The 17182-nt window shown below is 65.3% G+C and carries 15 protein-coding genes; 8 read left to right on the top strand and 7 right to left on the bottom strand.

The window, feature by feature from the left end; genetic code table 11:
- Nucleotides 1-5: 5 nt before the first annotated feature.
- The 4 genes from VV01_RS23535 to VV01_RS19660 all read right to left on the bottom strand — a co-directional run bounded on the left by VV01_RS23535 (nt 6) and on the right by VV01_RS19660 (nt 6998).
- Nucleotides 6-548 (bottom strand): hypothetical protein, encoded by a 543-nt coding sequence (locus tag VV01_RS23535; RefSeq protein ID WP_157508966.1) that lies wholly within the window; start codon nt 546-548, stop codon nt 6-8.
- 139 nt (nt 549-687) lie between these two features.
- On the bottom strand, nt 688-3753 hold the full coding sequence (locus VV01_RS19670; protein WP_050672042.1) for a type I restriction endonuclease subunit R: 3066 nt from the start codon (nt 3751-3753) through the stop codon (nt 688-690).
- A gap of 18 nt (nt 3754-3771) precedes the next feature.
- A complete protein-coding gene (locus VV01_RS19665; RefSeq protein ID WP_050671380.1) occupies nt 3772-5043 on the bottom strand; it encodes a restriction endonuclease subunit S in 1272 nt (423 codons plus the stop codon).
- A complete protein-coding gene (locus VV01_RS19660) occupies nt 5040-6998 on the bottom strand; it encodes a type I restriction-modification system subunit M (RefSeq protein WP_050671379.1) in 1959 nt (652 codons plus the stop codon). Before VV01_RS19660 ends, VV01_RS19665 begins: the two co-directional genes overlap by 4 nt.
- A gap of 768 nt (nt 6999-7766) precedes the next feature.
- Between VV01_RS19660 and VV01_RS23530 the strand changes: the two genes are divergently transcribed.
- Nucleotides 7767-9029: a hypothetical protein gene (locus tag VV01_RS23530; protein WP_157508964.1), complete on the top strand. Its 1263-nt coding sequence runs from the start codon at nt 7767-7769 to the stop codon at nt 9027-9029.
- A 158-nt stretch (nt 9030-9187) separates the two neighbouring features.
- On the opposite strand, the gene VV01_RS24045 is transcribed toward VV01_RS23530, so the two are convergent.
- Nucleotides 9188-9517, bottom strand: a complete 330-nt coding sequence (locus tag VV01_RS24045) for a hypothetical protein (RefSeq protein WP_197275111.1) — start codon at nt 9515-9517, stop codon at nt 9188-9190.
- Between the two features lie 441 nt (nt 9518-9958).
- Here VV01_RS24045 and VV01_RS19650 point away from each other — a divergent pair, with 441 nt between their 5' ends.
- Nucleotides 9959-10990 (top strand): restriction endonuclease, encoded by a 1032-nt coding sequence (locus VV01_RS19650; RefSeq protein ID WP_050671378.1) that lies wholly within the window; start codon nt 9959-9961, stop codon nt 10988-10990.
- An 11-nt stretch (nt 10991-11001) separates the two neighbouring features.
- Here the strand turns inward: VV01_RS19650 and VV01_RS19645 are convergent, their stop codons facing one another.
- Entirely contained in the window at nt 11002-12462 is a 1461-nt protein-coding gene (locus tag VV01_RS19645; RefSeq protein ID WP_050671377.1) for an ADP-ribosylglycohydrolase family protein, read from the bottom strand.
- A 77-nt stretch (nt 12463-12539) separates the two neighbouring features.
- Here VV01_RS19645 and VV01_RS19640 point away from each other — a divergent pair, with 77 nt between their 5' ends.
- From VV01_RS19640 to VV01_RS19620, 5 genes are all read left to right on the top strand, one after another.
- Nucleotides 12540-13220, top strand: a complete 681-nt coding sequence (locus VV01_RS19640) for an NUDIX hydrolase (protein ID WP_050671376.1) — start codon at nt 12540-12542, stop codon at nt 13218-13220.
- A 71-nt stretch (nt 13221-13291) separates the two neighbouring features.
- On the top strand, nt 13292-13630 hold the full coding sequence (locus tag VV01_RS19635) for a helix-turn-helix domain-containing protein (protein ID WP_050671375.1): 339 nt from the start codon (nt 13292-13294) through the stop codon (nt 13628-13630).
- Nucleotides 13627-14484 carry an ImmA/IrrE family metallo-endopeptidase gene (locus VV01_RS19630; RefSeq protein ID WP_050671374.1) on the top strand — a complete coding sequence of 286 codons (858 nt, stop codon included), beginning with the start codon at nt 13627-13629 and terminating at the stop codon, nt 14482-14484. Before VV01_RS19635 ends, VV01_RS19630 begins: the two co-directional genes overlap by 4 nt.
- A gap of 147 nt (nt 14485-14631) precedes the next feature.
- Complete coding sequence (locus VV01_RS19625) at nt 14632-15138, top strand: PIN domain-containing protein (protein ID WP_050671373.1); 507 nt, start codon at nt 14632-14634, stop codon at nt 15136-15138.
- 53 nt (nt 15139-15191) lie between these two features.
- A complete protein-coding gene (locus VV01_RS19620) occupies nt 15192-15563 on the top strand; it encodes a hypothetical protein (RefSeq protein ID WP_050671372.1) in 372 nt (123 codons plus the stop codon).
- A gap of 10 nt (nt 15564-15573) precedes the next feature.
- On the opposite strand, the gene VV01_RS19615 is transcribed toward VV01_RS19620, so the two are convergent.
- Complete coding sequence (locus VV01_RS19615) at nt 15574-16116, bottom strand: hypothetical protein (RefSeq protein WP_050671371.1); 543 nt, start codon at nt 16114-16116, stop codon at nt 15574-15576.
- 117 nt (nt 16117-16233) lie between these two features.
- Between VV01_RS19615 and VV01_RS19610 the strand changes: the two genes are divergently transcribed.
- Nucleotides 16234-17145: a hypothetical protein gene (locus VV01_RS19610; RefSeq protein ID WP_050671370.1), complete on the top strand. Its 912-nt coding sequence runs from the start codon at nt 16234-16236 to the stop codon at nt 17143-17145.
- Nucleotides 17146-17182: the final 37 nt, after the last annotated feature.

Raw genomic sequence — 17182 nt, 5'->3', positions numbered from 1 at the left:
CCAACTCACGCGCTGGGAGTCTCACGTCGCGCAGGGCTCCGGGTGTGCATCGCCTCCGAGATCAGTCTTACTTCTTCCCCCCAGGAAGCGAGCGTCGCACGGTCTCCAGGAACGTAGGGCTCCTCTCCATACGGGTCAAGATCATCGTAGACAACGTAGTTCATCGTTCCGTCGATTCGGCGCGCAAGCTCTCTTGCGGGATCTCTAACATCTGCACTGGGGTGGGCGACAGAAATCTCCATCAACTTTCCGATTACATCGGCCCACGAGCATTCGTACTTTGGCTTCGCGAGACCGGTCTGCGCAGCGATACCTGCCTCGTCCTCGGTGAGTTCCAGATGGTAGTCCGCAACATAGATATGCTTTTGCACATCGACCACGAGCGGCAGATATCTCTCCCGCGCAACAGCGTGCGCCTCCTCTTGTCGCCTCTTGTCCTCGTGGGTGCGAGATCGTTGCTCTCGCCGACCCTGCAGAAGGCCAGAAACTAAGGGCGCCACGACCCCAGCCACGCCTCCAGAGCCGAGAATCGCCAGGCCCGTCTGCACCGCGTTAAGTCCTTGCGTCATCTGATTACCCCTCATTCAGAACTACCATTTGGTAGCGGCAAATCATTCTAGAATCTCACCGAACTTCCTTTGCCGGAGTTCGCGTGCATACCCATCCAAATGTGCACCGCACAGTTAGCTAGTTCACTTCCCTGAGCGAGTCTTGGAGGCCCAGGCGGATGAGCGCCTTCACCACGGCCTCGATGTCGTTGGAGCGCAACCGTTTCATCGCATCCTGATGACCGACATCGGCACTCCACAAGGCGTCCTCCACGGCCACGCGCAGTGTCGGGGAGTGAATGAAGTCCGAGCGGGCGTTGACGTTGGCCTGCACCTTCAGGTCCTCGTCCTCCATCACCTTGCGCATCAGCGTTTCGATGGACGACACCCGATCTGCCTCGGTCAGCTCTGACCCCTCGAACAGATCGTTGACGTACTCGATGACCTCAGCCTTGGTCGCCCGCTCACGTTCTCGCTGCGCGGCCATGCCGGCCTCGGTCATGCCAGAGAGACCCTCGGCCTTGTCGGGTGCGAGCGCGAGCGACTCCTCCTTGAGCTTCTCGAGCCGGAAGTGCGTCAGCACCACGCCGCTCACGTCGACCGGCGTCTCTGAGGTCGTCGTGTCGTTGAGCATCCGCACGAGCAGTCGCAAGAAGACCGCGAGCTTTTCGTACGCAGGGTCGCCGTAGTTCACGAACTGCGAGAAGAAGTCGTACGCACGGACGTACTGCGCAGCGACGGACTTGAACTCGCGGCAGCGTTCCTGCGCCTCAGCGTCGACACCATCGATGTTGGCCGCGCGCCACGCGTCGTCCCACCGGTCGCGTGCGGGATAGACACGCGACAGCACCGCCGTGTGCTTCTTCGCTCCGCCCGTGGCGGTCCACGCCTGATACATCAGGTCGACCTCTTGCCACGTGTAGATGTCGGCAGCGTCGAGCTTGTTGCGCAGGTCGTACACCAGGTGCTCGTCGGACTCCGTCAAGATGCGCGCGTCCTCGTAGTACTCCTGGAACGCCGCGCGGATCGCCTCGCCGTCGTTGACGAAGTCCACCACGTACGTCTGGTCCTTGCCGGTGGCCGCGCGGTTGAGCCGCGACAGCGTCTGCACCGCAGTGATGCCAGACAGCTGCTTGTCGACGTACATCGCGCAGAGCAAGGGCTGGTCGAAGCCCGTCTGGTACTTGTTGGCCACGATCATCAGCTTGAACTCATCGCGCTTGAAGGCCTCATCGAGCGCCTTGCCGCGAGCATCCGGATTCGCTTGAGCCTCAGTGAGTTTCGCCTTGGGTGTGGTCTTGGAGGTCTGGTCCTCGACCTCACCCGAGAACGCGACGAGCGCCTTGATCGGCAGCTCGAGCTCGTCGACCACTGCGTCGAAAGCCTGCTTGTAGCGCAGTGCCGCAGCCCGCGAGTCCGTGACGACCATGGCCTTCGCCCGACCACCCAGCAACGGCTGCACAATCTCGGTGAAGTGCTTGACGATGACCCGCGTCTTCTCGGTGATCGTGGTCGGGTTGAGCTCAGTGAACCGCTTGTACGCCTTCTGCCCGGCAGCCTTGTCGACGTCGATCTCTTCGCCGGTGCGTGCCTGCAGACGGGCATACATCTTCCACGTCGAGTAGTTCTTCAGGACGTCGAGGATGAAGCCTTCCTCGATCGCCTGCTTCATCGGATAGAGGTCGAACGGCTCCGGTTTCGCGTCGGGCGTCGGGCGCCGGCCGAAGAGCTTGAGCGTCTTCTCCTTAGGCGTCGCGGTAAAGGCGAAGAACGACATCCGGCCGTCCTCGTTGGCCCTCTCAGCCATGGCGCGGAGCGCATCCTCGTCGTCATCGATCGGGCCATCGGCCGGTGTGTAGTTGAGCGCCACCCGCAGCTTCGCCGTCGCATCGCCGGTCTGCGACGAGTGAGCTTCGTCAGCGATCACGGCGTAGCGACGCTCGTTGAGGCCGCCGGCCTCCTGGATCTTCGCGAGCGCCTCGGGGAACGTCTGCAGCGTGACGCCAATGATCGGCTTACCTTCGATCAGGGCCTCACTCAGCCGCTTCGACTTCGACGCGTCACCTCCGCGCGTGATCGCCTGGAAGGTGCCGGTCTTGGTCACAAGCTGGTCGATCGCCTGCTGCAGCTGCTTGTCGAGCACCTGCCGGTCAGCGATCACGATCACCCCGTCGAAGACCTTCTGACCGTCCTCGGTGTGCAGCGCCGCGAGTCGGTGCGCGAGCCACGCGATCGAGTCGGTCTTGCCCGACCCCGCGGAGTGCTGCACGAGGTACGACTCCCCCGAGCCCTCCGCCCGGGTCGCCTGTACGAGCTTCGTGACGGCCCGCCATTGGTGATAGCGGGGGAAACGGACGTGCGTCGTCGTGCGCTTCTCCGCTGTCACGGGGTCGGTGGTCGTCTCGTGCTTGAGGTAGACGAACTTCGCGAGGATCTCCAACCAGGTGTCGCGTTGGAGGGTTTCTCGCCACAGGTACGCCGACGGGCACGTGCCGTCGATGGGCGGATTGCCTGCACCGTGGTTGTGCCCGCGGTTGAACGGCAGGAACCAGGTACGCGCACCCGCGAGCTGGGTCGTCATGAAGACCTGGTCGGTGGACACCGCGAAGTGCACGAGCGCACCGCGCCCGGGGGTCAGGAGCGGCTCGTCCTTGGGGTCGCGGTCCTTCTTGTACTGCAGGATTGCGTCGTCCACCGACTGGGTCGCGTCGGTCTTGAGCTCGATCGTGGCGACCGGCAGGCCGTTGCAGAACAGCACGAGGTCGATCGAGTTGCCGTGGCTCGTCGAGTAGCGGACCTGGCGTACGACGCGGAGCCGGTTCTTCGCGTAGAGCTCGTGTGTCGCGGGGTTGAGGTTGTCCTGCGGTGGCTGCTGGATCAGCGGGAACCGTTTGGCACCAACGACATCGATGCCTTTGCGCAGCGTATTGAGCGTGCCACCGCCGTGGTCGTACGCGTCTTGGCCGAGCTGCTTGACGAGCCGTTCGAGCGTCTGGTTGCGCTTGTGATCGTTGGGTGCGTCGGGCGGACCGAAGACCTTGGCGAAGCCCTCAGGGTTGGCGTCGCGCAGCCAGGCCCAGAGGTCTTCGGGATACAGCGCGCGCCGCTTGTCGTAGCCCGCATCGTTGTGTGACACGAGCCAGCCCGACTGGTCGAGGTGATCACAGATCTCGTCCTCGAACGCCCGCTCCGTATGCACCTGCACCACAGCACAGTCCCCCTGCTACGCCGCCGTGGTCGGCGGCTTCCAGTCTCGTACCTCGATCTTGCCGGTCACCGCTGCCGAGATGAGCGCAGCACGCCGTTCCTTCGACAACGCAATCGCCTCCCGCGCGTCCGCAATCGCCGCATCAAGGGCGCCTCGTTCGCGGTTGATCTGCGAAACCACACCGGTCTGCGTTTCCAGACTCGGAAGTGGGATGCGGAGACGTGAAACAGTTCCCGCGCTGACGTTGCTCATCGTTGAGCCCACCGATGTGAGTTCCAACTGTTCTCGGCTACGACGGCTCGAGACCGCCAGTGCAAGAAACTCCGCCAGCGCACGGGCCGCGTTCGGCCTCACGAGGAGTGAACCCGTCCCACAAAGTACGTCGCCGTCGCAGGGACGAATAACCGCGCAGCGGCCCAGCTCGCCCCGTCGCCCGAGCACCAAATCTCCGGGCCTCATAAGGTGTCGCTTCAGTCGAGTAGCGGTCTCAGCAGAGACAGCTACTTTCCCGTCGGGCCTGATGCCCTTCTCTGCGATGTGCGCAGGGTTAATGACTGGAACGCCATCGCGGTCTGTGTACTCATTTGCGGAGAGCTGGCTTCCGAACGGGCCAGTTTGAATGAGCCTCGACGCGGCCGCCAAGGGCGCGGTCGCTGAGATATCGTCCAAGTACCTATCGACGATCGCCACCCGACGCTCGGTGAAGAGCTCGATGAGGAGCTCTTGGTCCGCGATGAACGCGTCGATCTCGCCCGTCTCGTGGTCCAAGAAGTCCGCAATCCGCCGCTGCACGGTAAGGCTTGGCGTCGGGATCCTCGTAGCCGCAACCTTCTCCGCGGTGAAGTGAGGCATAGACGCAGTGCTCGCTGTGACTGCGATGTACCCGACAGCGCGAAGGTGCAAGAGGCAGTACGTCATGAACCGGCCGTCGACACCTGCCCGTGGACGCACCCGGACGATCGAGTTCTGGAACCCCCAGCCAACCAGGTCTTGGTGAACGTAAGCGCTACGGCCATATCCACCCACCCCGCCTTCGACGATTACGACGTCGCCACGTCGCAAGTTCAACCTGCTGGCCTCGTTCACCGTAAACGGCATGGTCTTGATGTCGTCGAGCGCCAGTACTCCGTTTGGCTGCACATTTGCAGCACGCATGTAGGGCTGGCCAGCATCCCCGTCGTCAAGCGACTCCACCATCTTGCCCAGTGTCACCGCTCCCAGTTGGCTGATGCGTTGCACCGGCCACCCACCCGGAAGGCCGTCGTACCAATCAGCCCACTCCGTCATGCCCGGACCTGGTCGAGGCGCGTACGAATCCGGCCGAGGACTTCTTCGAGGTCGCGGTCGATCTCTTCAAGCGGACGCGGCGGCACGTACTCGTAGAAGTGCCGCGTGAACGGGATCTCGCAGCCCTCCTTGGTCTTGGCTTCGTCGATCCACGCATCGGGCACGAACGGCTTGACCTCGCGTTCGAGGTAGTCGTGGATGTCCTGGTCCCACGGCACGTTCTCGGTGTCGCGCAGGTCTGAGCTCGGCTCGACCTTGCCCTTGGCGCCCGTCACGATCTCGGCGGCGTCATCCGCGTCGGCGAGCTCGGCGTACAGGGTCTTCATCTGTGGCGGCGTCAGCGCGACTCCCGCCGCGGTCAGCGCAGGGCCCACCACCTTCTGGAACGTCGGCTTGCTCGTCCAGACCTCGCCCGGGTGCTCAGCCGCCAGCCCGTCGAGCGCCTTGCGCAGGTCGGCCTGCTCACCGTCACCAAGCTTCGACAGCGTCTTGGCGGCGAGTGCGCGCTCGATGCGCTCATCATTGACGGCGAAGTTGAGACGCAGCGGCCGCTCGACTGTGATCGTTCGGTAGAAGAAGTCGGTCGTCGCAAAGATCTTGCTCGTCTTCGTCTCGTCGAACGCGCGGTAAGCCGACGCGATCTCGGCGCGCTGGGTCTCGCTGATCTGATTGCGCTTGGAACCGATGCTCTTGCGCATCTTGTCGAACATGCTCGTCGCGTTGATCAGCTGCACCTTGCCACGACGCTGAACAGGCTTGTCCTTGTTGAGGATCCAGACGTAGGTCGCGATGCCGGTGTTGTAGAACATGTCGGTCGGCAGCGCGATGATCGCTTCCAGCCAGTCCTGCTCCAACACCCACTTGCGGACGTTGGACTCACCCGACCCGGCGCCACCGGTGAAGAGCGGCGAGCCGTTGAGGACGATCGCGGCGCGACCGGCCTTCTGGTCGTTGCGCGGCTCGTGCATCTTGCTGATCAGGTGCATCAGGAAGAGCAGCGACCCGTCCGACACACGGGGGAGGCCGGCGCCAAAGCGGCCGGCCCAGCCACGCTCGTCCTTCTCGTCCTGCACCTGCTTCTGGATCTTCTTCCAGTCGACGCCGAACGGCGGATTCGAGAGGCAGTAGTGGAACGTGCGGTTGGCGAACGCATCGGCGACCAGCGTGTCGCCGTACTTGATCGACTCGATGGGCTGGCCCTTGAGGATCATGTCGGCCTTGCACACGGCGTACGACTGCGGATTGATCTCCTGGCCAACGAGATTGACCGTGGCCTTGGGGTTAGCCGCACGCAGGTGATCGTCGGCGACCGAGAGCATGCCGCCCGTGCCAGCCGTGGGGTCGTACACCGATCGGATGACGCCCTCGTTGCCGATCTCGGGGTCACCGTCGATGAGGATCGCGACCATCAGCTCGATGACGTCGCGGGGGGTGAAGTGCTCACCAGCCGTCTCGTTGGAGGCCTCCGCGAACTTGCGGATGAGCTCCTCGAAGATGTGGCCCATCTTCTCGTTGTCGACGGCCGCCGGCTGCAGGTCGACCGCCGCGAAGTGCTGCAGCACCACGAGCAGCAGGTCATGCTGGTCGAGGTCGTTGATGATCTCCAGGATCTTGAAGCGGTCGAAGATGTCGCGGACGTTGTGCGAGAAGCCCTCGACGTAGTTCTCCAGGTTGTCGCGCAGGTTGTCGACGTCGCCGGTGAGCGTCTTGAGGGTGTACTTGCTGAGGTTCCAGAACGAGTAGTGGTGGTTAGCCCGCGCCCGCAGCATGCCCGCCGAGACGTCGCCGCCGTTGTCCTCGGCTGCCTTGAGCACGGCCTGCTTGGTCGGCTCCAGCACCGAGTCGAGGCGCCGCAGCACCGTGAACGGCAGGATCACGTCGCCGAACTCGTGCGACTTGTACGACCCGCGCAGCGAGTCAGCGACGTTCCAGATGAACTGAGCGTGGTTGAGCACTTGCTGGGTCCCTCACAGTCTTCGAGCGCGAGTGCGTCCGCGTGTTGGTCCATAGGGTCGCAGACGGTCCACTGCGATGCGCGCGAACGCGGCGGTTCCGGCGCAGGAGATCAGTCGAGTCCGGCGCAGACCACGCACCACGCGGGACACAATGGGCTGGCCCGTGTGGTATTCCAGTTGCGTTGACCAGCCATCAACTCGACTGCTCGCGGGGGTCCCATGCCAGATGCAGCCATTCCGACAACCGGGACGGCCGAGCGAGCCCCGTTGGTCGTCAACACCAATCAGGTTCGCCCGTACTGCTCGTGGCTACTCTTGAGCGACCGCCTTCCAGACGCTGCGCGACCGACGCCAGCGCGTCTAATCGAATCCGTAGCGCGAAAGTCGCCGAAGTACAGACGCTGGTCACACGTCGCCGAGGGCGATGAATCATTTATCTCGACCGCCGATGGATCCATCACCTGGAACGCATCCGTTTTCCTGGACGAACGTCCACCTAGCTGGGCAGTAGACGACGACCGGTGGACAGACGCGTCGCATGAGCTGGTCGTGATCGGCGGGAAGGAGGACCTGCTGGCAATACATGCACCCGCCGACTTGCTTGAGTCGATAAGGCGCGCGATATATCGAGCGGACCTCAGTCGCTACCGCTTGATCCCACCTCGTCGACTCGAAAATGCGTTGGTGCGGGGCGACGCAAGAACTGCATATCTTGCCGGGACCCATCGCCGCCAGCGAAACAAGGCTGACGGCAAGACGATCAGCGGCATGGCTGTGCAGGACTCCCTACAGCCGGGAGCAGACAGCTCGTATGTCCTTCGGGCGACACGCGTCATGGCGAGTGAGAATTTTCCAGCTGACACCGTCATCGGAGTTTCACTCGCCAATTCTTCGGCATGGATTTCGCGTTCGACGAGCTTCGACGAATTTTGCGTCCTGGCTGACATTACTTTAAGGGAGATCGCGGAAACACCCGAAGGTGCGAGCATGCCAGCCGCTTTCCCGTATCTGCGGTCCGAACATTCTTCTCTCGCGGACGTTAATACACCCTACGAGGTAGCATCAATTCCGTTAGCCACACTGAGCCCTGACGACTCCGAGGAGACTCGTCAAGCCGCGGAGACCCTCGACGAAGTTACATTCGAGACCGAGCCAGCGACAAACGGGACCGACGTTGCGTTACGCGTGTCTTTCCGTGGCTCGCTATCTCTGAGCTGCACCGGTCGTTTTCGCGAAGAGGACGGTCGTGTTCGGCTGTCCTTCGTTGACATTCAGCCTAGAGACACACTGACCGCAGACGAGGTTCTAGATGCGATAAGACACAAGGACCTCCTGACCGTGCACTTTGCGTCGGGACATAGTTGGCTCGATGGACATCTATATGACGTCGAAATAAGCGACACGCGGTTTCCGAGGTGGCGTTGGTCTGACTTTTCTGGCACTGACGTCTCCCGCGAGAAGCCGGGCAGTCCATATGATCCCGATCTGATCGGCTCAGCCGGTGATGACTCGCTTTTCGGCTGGGTGGTGCGCAACTTTGGAACGTCAGGGATCCTGACCTGCGATGATGGCCCGGGCGAAGTCGCCGATTTCATTCACGCCGGAGAGGGTGGCGTGAGCCTTATACATGTAAAAGCCGCTCACAGCTCGTCCCCAGGACGCGCAGTCTCCGCCACGGCATACGAAGGCGTTACCGCTCAGGCTCTGAAGAATCTGACGCATGCCTCGATAGGCGCCATCGCGTCGGCCCTTTCACGCCCTCACCCCGGATCCCGGACGTGGATCGATGGCGTACCGGATCGTGACGGCAGAGATTTCATGGTTCAGTGGCTAAATGACTTCGACCAAGGTCATCCTGTCGATGTGGCAATCGTTCAACCTCATGTTCTAGAGTCGGCATACAGGCGGTCGGTCATCACCCGCGATACATCGAATTTGCGCGTTCGACTACTTGAGACGCTGCTCAATTCGGCCAGAAGTGAGGTCGCCTCTCGGGCGGGAGACCTCACAGTTTACGGAATGGCCGGTTGACCTTCCCGCGCCCGAAGCCCCGTCGTCTCGGGCCTTGCCCGGTGACAGGCAACCCGTTCGTGAGCGCACGCTGTGGCAGCCGGGTGCTCATCGCTGCCGTGGGTCAGGTCTCGACCTTCCCATCGTGACTAACCCACCAGATCTCGATGCTAATGGCCTCAAGCGCGAAGGCGGTCTCGGCGTACAGGCTGCGGTAGCGCGCGAAGTCCGGCAGGGCGGATCACGCTGCGCCACTCCGGCTTACGGTTCCGCTGCCTCATCGCGGACAGGACGGCATCGGCGTACCAATGGCCAGCCTGCGTGCTCGGTTGCGCCCGCTTGGTTTCGTGCGCCCGCGACGGGTCGGCGTACGACCTGCTCGGGAAGCCCTTCACCTCGACACCTACGGTCTTGCCGTCGCGCTCGGCGACGATGTCGGTGCCGTGCTCGCGTGATGCGGTGTTGGCGACCGACAAGATCCGCCAGTTGCCTGCGGCGAGGAACGACACGACGGCGGCTTGGACGTTGGCTTCAGTGTGCCAGCTCTCGTCTCGTTGCGGTGTCGGAGCCGTCGGCTCGACTTGAACGATCGGCGCAGGTTCGGGTGATTTCTGTCCGCCTCGTACGTCGAAGCCGAGAGATGCCGCTGCGCGTCCGTCGAGATGAAATGCGACCGTGGGACACCGATGGCGACTCCGAGCGCCTGCTTCACGGGGAACCAGGTCTCGTTGACGAGGACTCCGTGCTTCTGGATGTTCTCCGGGCTCACGCCGTCAAGAGCGTGCTCGACGGCCTCGCGACTCAGCCGATGCCGACGTCCGTTCAGTACGAACTCGATTCGCCGCTCGCCCTCATCGGTCATGGCCCGACCGTAGACCTGACGGTGACACGAGTGGTGAGCTTCGGCGTACGACATGCTGGGTGGAGCAGCGCAGACAAGGGGAGTGGCAATGACGATGTGGGGCATCCACAACGACGCGCTCGGCGCAGAGACGGTGGACGGCGGGTTCATCTCGATTAGCTGGGATCGAGTGGGCGACCTCAGATTGATCGGCGACGACCGTGAGCGCATCAAAGAAGTGCTCGCGGCGAACTATCCGTCGGCCAAAGCCGGCGCGATTCCAGTCTGGGCCGGCGTCCTACGGCGATTCGCGTTCGACATGAACGTGGGCGACATCGTGGTCGCGCCGTACAAGCCGGATAGCACGATCAACTTCGGCGTCATCGAAGGCGAGTACGAGTTCCACGCTGACATCAGCGAGCATCCGCACAGGCGACGGGTACGCTGGAAGGAGGTGGGAGTGGCACGCGGCGAGTTCCCCCAGCCGGCGCTGTACGAGATCGGCTCAGCCCTCACGCTGTTCCAGGTCCGTAAGCACGAGTCCGTGTTCATGGAGTTCCTCGATACCGGTGCCGCACCGCACGCGCCTGAGCCGTCGACCACCTCGGGCCACGACGCCGACACCATCACAGACGTCGTCGTACAAGAAGAGCCGAACGCCGACCGCATCGACCAGCACACTCGCGACTTCATCGTTCGAACGCTTTTGAACGGGATCAGCCACGAGCAGTTCGAGCAGTTCACGGCCGACCTGCTGGTGGCCATGGGGTACGAGGCTCGCGTCACGCGCTTCAGCGTCGACGGCGGCATCGACGTGATCGCGCACAAGGACAAGCTCGGCCTGGAGCCGCCCATCATCAAGGTGCAGTGCAAGCACACGACGCGCACCATGGGTCGCCCGGACGTGCAGCAGCTCATTGGCACGCTCGCGCCGACCGAGGCCGGCCTGTTCGTCACGCTTGGCAGCTACAGCCGTGAGGCGTCAGACCTCGAGCGCGAGCGACAGAGCCTCCGGCTGTTCTCTGCGGCTGAGGTGACTGCACTCACGATCCAGCACTACGACGATCTTCCGCCCAGGTGGCGGTCGCTGATGCCGCTGCGCCGTGTGCTCGTCGTCGATCAGTCACCTGAGGAAGGCTGAGGCGGCCTGACTCACGCCTCAAGCTGGGCTGTCCGCCAGAGAAGTCCGTCGATCTCGTTAGCTCCCAGCGCCTTTCGGATCTGCTCGCTCGCGTCCTCGACGCTCAGACCGCAGTGCCGGACGGCGTACACCAACGCGACCGACGGCGTACGGTGCTGAGCGGCCACGCAGTGCAGCAGCACGGTCTTGCCCTCGGCGCGCAGCTCGGCCACCGCGTCGGCACAGTCGGCCAGGGTGCAGGCGAGGTCGTTGTGCGCGGCCGGGTCGTCGGAGTCGACGAGCCAGCACTCGACGTGGTTCTCCGGCGGGCGCGACGGCGATCGGTCGGCCAGGCCCACGCGGCTCAGTGACACGACGGCGTCGGCGTCGGTACGCGCGAGGTCGGCCTGCGTGCCGAGGATCAGCCCGTCGTCGAACGGCGCCCGTACCCCGAGCGGCCGACCAGGCTCGACCGGCGCGTGCGAGGCGAGCGGCCACGAGCCCGGACCAGCCGCACCCGCCGTCTGCAGGGCCAGCGACACGAGGTCGCGAGCGCGCAGTCCCGGCCAGCCGTGCACCCGCCGACGCCAGGTCGCGGGGATGCCGGACGCACCGTGCAGCGCCCCGATCAGCGCACCCGTGATTGCCGCGACGGTGTCGGTGTCGTGGCCGGCGGTGACCGCGAGCTGGAGCGCGCTGCGTACGTCGGTCGAGCCGGCGATCGCGGCCCGCGCGACGCGCAGCGCACCGAACGTCGAACCGTTCGCCTCGATCTGATCGGGCCGCAGCTCCGCCGCGCTCTCCAACCAGTCGGCCCACCGCGCCTGCGAGGAGCGCGGGAGCAGGTCGAGCCCGCGCGTCAGGTCGAGCACGCCCTCGACGACGGCGACGCGCACCGCCTCGGCGTGCAGAATGCACGACTCCGCGACCAGCGGGTCGGCGTGCGTCAGCTCGGCCACCGCTGCCGCGGCCCGCGCCGTCGCCTCGCGGTCGTCGAGCGCGACCAGGCCGACGATCCCGTTGCGCATCAGTGCGCCGTTGCCGGCCGAGCGCTCGTGCTTCTTCGTGTACGCCAGCGCCGCCTGCTCGTACGCCGCCGCCCAGGTCTCGTCGTCGAGCTCGTCCTTGCTGCAGTCCGCGTTCATCGCGGAACCGGTCAGAGACAGCCATGCGCTCCCGATCACGGCCGCGGTCTGGTTGCCGATGTCGCTCGCCCCGTGCTGGCGCCAGTCGTTGAAGCCGTGCGCGATCCGCCCCCGCACCGCCGGCGTCGTCAGGTCGGCCCCCGTCGCCGCGACCTGCGCGATCACGGCCGCCATCTGCGTGTCGTCGGACCACTCGCCAGGTGCGTACGGACCGAGGCCGCCACCCTTCATGACCGCATCGCCCTGAGGCGGCGCGGCGAACTCGTACGGCACTCCCAGCGCATCCCCGACCGCCTGCCCGAGGAGTACGCCGGCCGCCCGGTCTCGTTGTGCTGTCGTCAGTTCCATGGTCGGACCCCCTTATTGTCGCCATGACCATTAAGCCTCTCGGCGTTCGATCTTGTCAAGATGACTAAAATGCGAGGATGCCGAACCGCCTCACCGCCTGGATCGCGTCCGACATCGTCGCCCTCACGCTCCGCGAGGGCGCGCTGCACGTCGCGCTCGTCCGACGCCAGGCCGCCGCCGAGCGGGGCAAGTGGGCGCTGCCCGGCGGGTTCCTGCTCGACGGCGAGTCCGCCGAGGACGCTGCGCACCGCGAGCTGGCGGAGGAGACGGGACTGGAGGCGGCCGGCGTACGACTGGAGCAGCTCGCGACGTACTCCGCTCCCGATCGCGACACGGCCCACACCACGCGGGTGATCTCGGTGGCGTGGCTGGCCCTGGCGGCCGACCTGCCCGACGCTGCAGCGGGTACGGACGCCGCCGACGCCGCGTGGGTGCCCGTCGAGAAGGCGTTGCGAATGAGACTCGCGTTCGACCACCGCCAGATCCTCCGCGACGGCGTCGAGCGCGCACGAGCGAAGCTCGAATACACCACAGCCGCAACGGCCTTCCTGCCCGAGACGTTCACGCTGAGCGACCTGCGCGCGGTGTACGCAGCCGTGTGGGGGGAGGACCTCGACGCCGCCAACTTCCACCGCAAGCTGACCCGCGCGGACGGCTTCCTGGAGGACACGGGCGAGGTGCGGACTGGTCGCGGCCGGCCGGCGACGCTCTACCGCGCCGGCCCGGCCACCGAGCTGAACCCGCCGTTCATGCGTTGAGGTCGCGCGGTGCACGCTGTCGGCGCCTTCGCCTACTATAGTTGAATCACAACCGAGGAGAGTGATTCACGATGTCTGCGACAACTGCGACGACCTCCGGCGCACGCATCATCTCCGCGCGGCAACGCGTTGGGCTGTCACAGCGCCAGCTGGCCACCGCATCCGCGTTGTCCCAGGCGACGCTCTCGCGTATCGAGGCCGGAGACCGCCTCGCGAAGGTCCCTGAACTGGTTGCCCTTGCGGACGCGCTCGGGTGTCCGGTGTCGACGTTGTCGGAGCACTCCGATGTTCGAGATCGTGTGGTGAGCTTCGCGCGTGCCGAGAACGGTTGCGACATGACCCAGTTGCACCACGAGCTGGTTCACATGCTTGAGCTCGACGCGTTCCTCGACGAGTACGGCATCGAGTGACCGCGCCAGAGGAAGCCGAGCGCGAAGGACGTGCGGCTGCCCGCAAGTTCCGCACCGACAACGGGCTCGGAGTCGGCCCGCTCGGTGATCTTGTCGCTCTGATCGAACAGACCTGTGGTGTCGATGTGACCATGCTCGCCATCGATGACGCCGACGAGCATGGCCTGACGATGGTGGACCCCGCACGGGGAGCCGCCATTGTCGCGGTCGCCTGCTCGGACCGCCCCATGCGCTGGCGCAGTAACCTCGCGCACGAGCTCGGGCACCTCGTGCTCGGTGACCACGACTCCGGGCAACCGGGCAGGCTCACGGCTGACCCCTTCGTCGAGCAACGGGCTCGCGCGTTCGCACGGCACGTCCTGGTGCCTGTCGACGGCATCTCCCGGATGCGTGACAACGCACGGGGCGCTCGCACACAGTCGGCCGACCACCCTGGTCTCGCGCTGCTGTCCGACGTGGTGCAGCACTTTCAGGCCTCGCCACGCATAGTGACCATCCAGCTCCGAGATCTTGGGCTCATCGACGATGCGCTGTTCGCTGAGTGGTCGAGCGTCGACACCCCCGCGCTCGCAGCACGCTTCGGGTGGACCGACCAGTACGCCACCTTGCAGCACGCGTCACGCCAGCACCGTGCCCCTCAGCGTCTCCTCACACGCGCAGTCGCCGGCTACATCGCGGGGCTGGTATCACTCGAGACGGTCGCCTCCGTACGCGGCGTGACTCCGCACGACCTGGCGCTCGAGTTCGAGGCGGCCGGCATCGCACCCGCAGCGGCCATTCCTCAACCCGAGGAGGATGAGTTCCCGGACCCTGCTGGGGTAGACATCGACCTGTCCTGGCTGGACGACGAGTGACTCTCGACATCGGTGCGCCGAGCGCTGTGATCGACGCAGGACCGGCACTCACGTTCCTGTCCCGCAAAGGACACGACACGAATCCTCTTCACGGGCCTTGCGATGACCGACTCGACGTTGCATTCACCCGAGCAGGTCTAGGCCGAGGTGCGCCGCAAGAGCCGACAGGACAAGCATCGGTTTGGCGCCGTCGAGGCGACCTGGAACAGGGTTGTCTCGGCAGGGAGGTTGACCATCTTGTCGGACGACCAGACGCCTGAACTCGCGACCGCCGTCCAGCGGCTCAGCTTCATGCCCATAAGCGAACGGCTACGCCGGCAGAAGGACCTCGGCGAGCTTCTCGTCATCGCCCACGCCGCCGTCAAAGCGGAGGCGGGCCATGACGTTGCGGTGCTCATCCAGGAGAAGGACGGAACGGCCATGGCTCACCATGAAGCGGGCCGTCTCACCCGAATCATGGGCGCTGGTCGTCTTCGTGTGTGGGACACCACCACGATCCTGCGGCGAGCAGCGCGAAGCGACAGCCTCCCCGATCGGACTGCAATGAAGGCCGTGTACGAGCAGATGCGTGGCCTGGACCTCGCCCTTCCGCCGATCGCGGAGACCGGTCTGCTCGACGACCGGCTGTGGAAGTCCGGCAACAAGACCCCGTAGCGAACACGTCATGCACGACGCCGGGCGCTACCGCGTGCCCTAGCCTCCGAGACATGGGCGGACGACATCTGACACGCGACCAGGTCTTCACGTGGGTCGGGGAGTGGTCGGTGGCTGATCACCGCACGATCGCCGAGCACCTCGACCGTGTCGGCGCGGTGTCGTACTCCGTGCCGGCGAGCGGCGGCTACATCCGCTGCGCCGACGCGGACGACCGGATGGTCATGCGGATCGCACCCGGCTACGTCGAGTTCGCGACGGCCACCGCGCCCGACGACCTCAAGGACTCGGAGTGGCGCGGGTTCACCCTCTCGACCTTCCGCGAACGCCGATCGCCCGAGCTCGCGTACGACGAACCGCCTCAGGTCTGCCCGGTCCACTTCGTCACGCTGCCGGCGTCCGGCGTGTGCGACGACTGCGGCTGACCGCGTTCGGTCACGGAGCGGGCCAGCGCAGGCCGAGCGCCTCCCACCACGGGAACGGGGCCGCCACCGTCCCGATCCGCTGGTACGCCGACGCGGAGCCCGCCTCGGCCTGCACCATCGGCCCGGTCGGCTGCCCGAACAGCACGGCCGCCTCACCGGCAGCGTCCGGTCCGGCGATGTCCTCGGCACGCGGGTCCTCGCCCAGCTCGTCGATCGCCGCGGTGACAGCGGCCGTATCAGTGGGGTCGGCGTTCAGGACGTAGCGGCGATGAACCTCGCGCACCACGCCGCCGTCGGCACTCGCCACCAGCCACAGCGCGCCGTACTCGTCGAAGTCTGCCGCGACCACCAGCCGGGCCCGACCGGCGTCCGCGACCGCCGGCAGGAGCAGGTCCCAGTCATCCGGCGCATCGGCGTACGCCGCGTGCCGACTCCACCCGCCGGCGAGGTGCTCGTCGTACAAGTACCTCGTCACCGCAGCGATCGTCGCCGGTGCAGCGAACGTGCTGCCAGGCTCGATGTCGACGACGTACGCCAGCGCGTGGGTGCCCATGCGACCTCATCGTGGCAGCCCGGACACGACCTCGTGATGCCTGCGCTGTCAGTGGTCGACCGTAGTTTGCTATCGCGCTGCAGCCGGCAGCCGCCAGGGCCGACCAGGGGGTAGCCCATGAACACGTTCGTCTGGCCCACACTCTCGGGCGTTGTCAGCGGTGTCATCGTCTTCTTCATCACCCGCTTCGCCACGCACAGTGGTCCGCCACCTGACCGTGGTCGCGGGAACTTCACCGTCGTTGGTGACGGCAACACGATTGATGCCAGCACCCACACCTCGCTCACCCAGCAGATCCAGCACGTGAAGTATGTCCAGCAGTCGCCGAGCGCATCCGGGCCGAGCAGCGATGACGAGACCTGGGCGCTGATGATTCTGACCGCCGTCGGCGCTGTGGTTGCCGCCATCCTGTTCCTGCTCGTGTGGCCGATCGCGCTCGGTGCGCTGCTCGGGGCAGCCATCGGCCTGCTGTTCGCAACGTGGTCAATGCACCGCATCACCGCTGCCGGCATCGGTGCGCGGTGGACTACCCTCGCGGCATCAGCCGTGTCCGCACTGACCGTGGCCGCGGTCGCCTACCTCACCCCGCGAACGCCTTGGGGGTCCTCGCCAGGTGAGATCACGAAGCGCGTGGCCATCCAGTATCCCGACTTCGGCGACGGAATCTCCGGCCGTTGGTCCGTGATTCGTGCGCACTCTTCGGAGGTTGTGCAGCTGCTCGGATGGGGTGACATCACCAGTCTCGCGGCTCAGGCCGTCGCGGTTGCGCTGTGCCTCGTGCTCCTCGGCCTCGATCTCTACCGGCTCCTGCAGTGGTGGTCCTTCCGCAGAGTCGGCTACGGCATGTCGACTTCGCCAAGAACCGTCGTCCGTGCTGCTGACGTCATGCGCATGTCACCCCGGGTGCTCATCGGAGCTCTCTTCCTTGGGGCGATCGCTGCTGGGCTCGCTTCTGGGGCGCCGACGACCTGGATGAACGACAAGGCACACCAGCCGATCGTGCCTATCGACGGTGCGACCGGCCCGTAGCAGCGCCACCGGGTAGGAGGAGTCGGTGGCGGGGCGG

This window comes from Luteipulveratus halotolerans, from assembly GCF_001247745.1.
Taxonomy (GTDB): domain Bacteria; phylum Actinomycetota; class Actinomycetes; order Actinomycetales; family Dermatophilaceae; genus Luteipulveratus; species Luteipulveratus halotolerans.
This window is presented reverse-complemented; position numbering and strand designations above follow the sequence as displayed.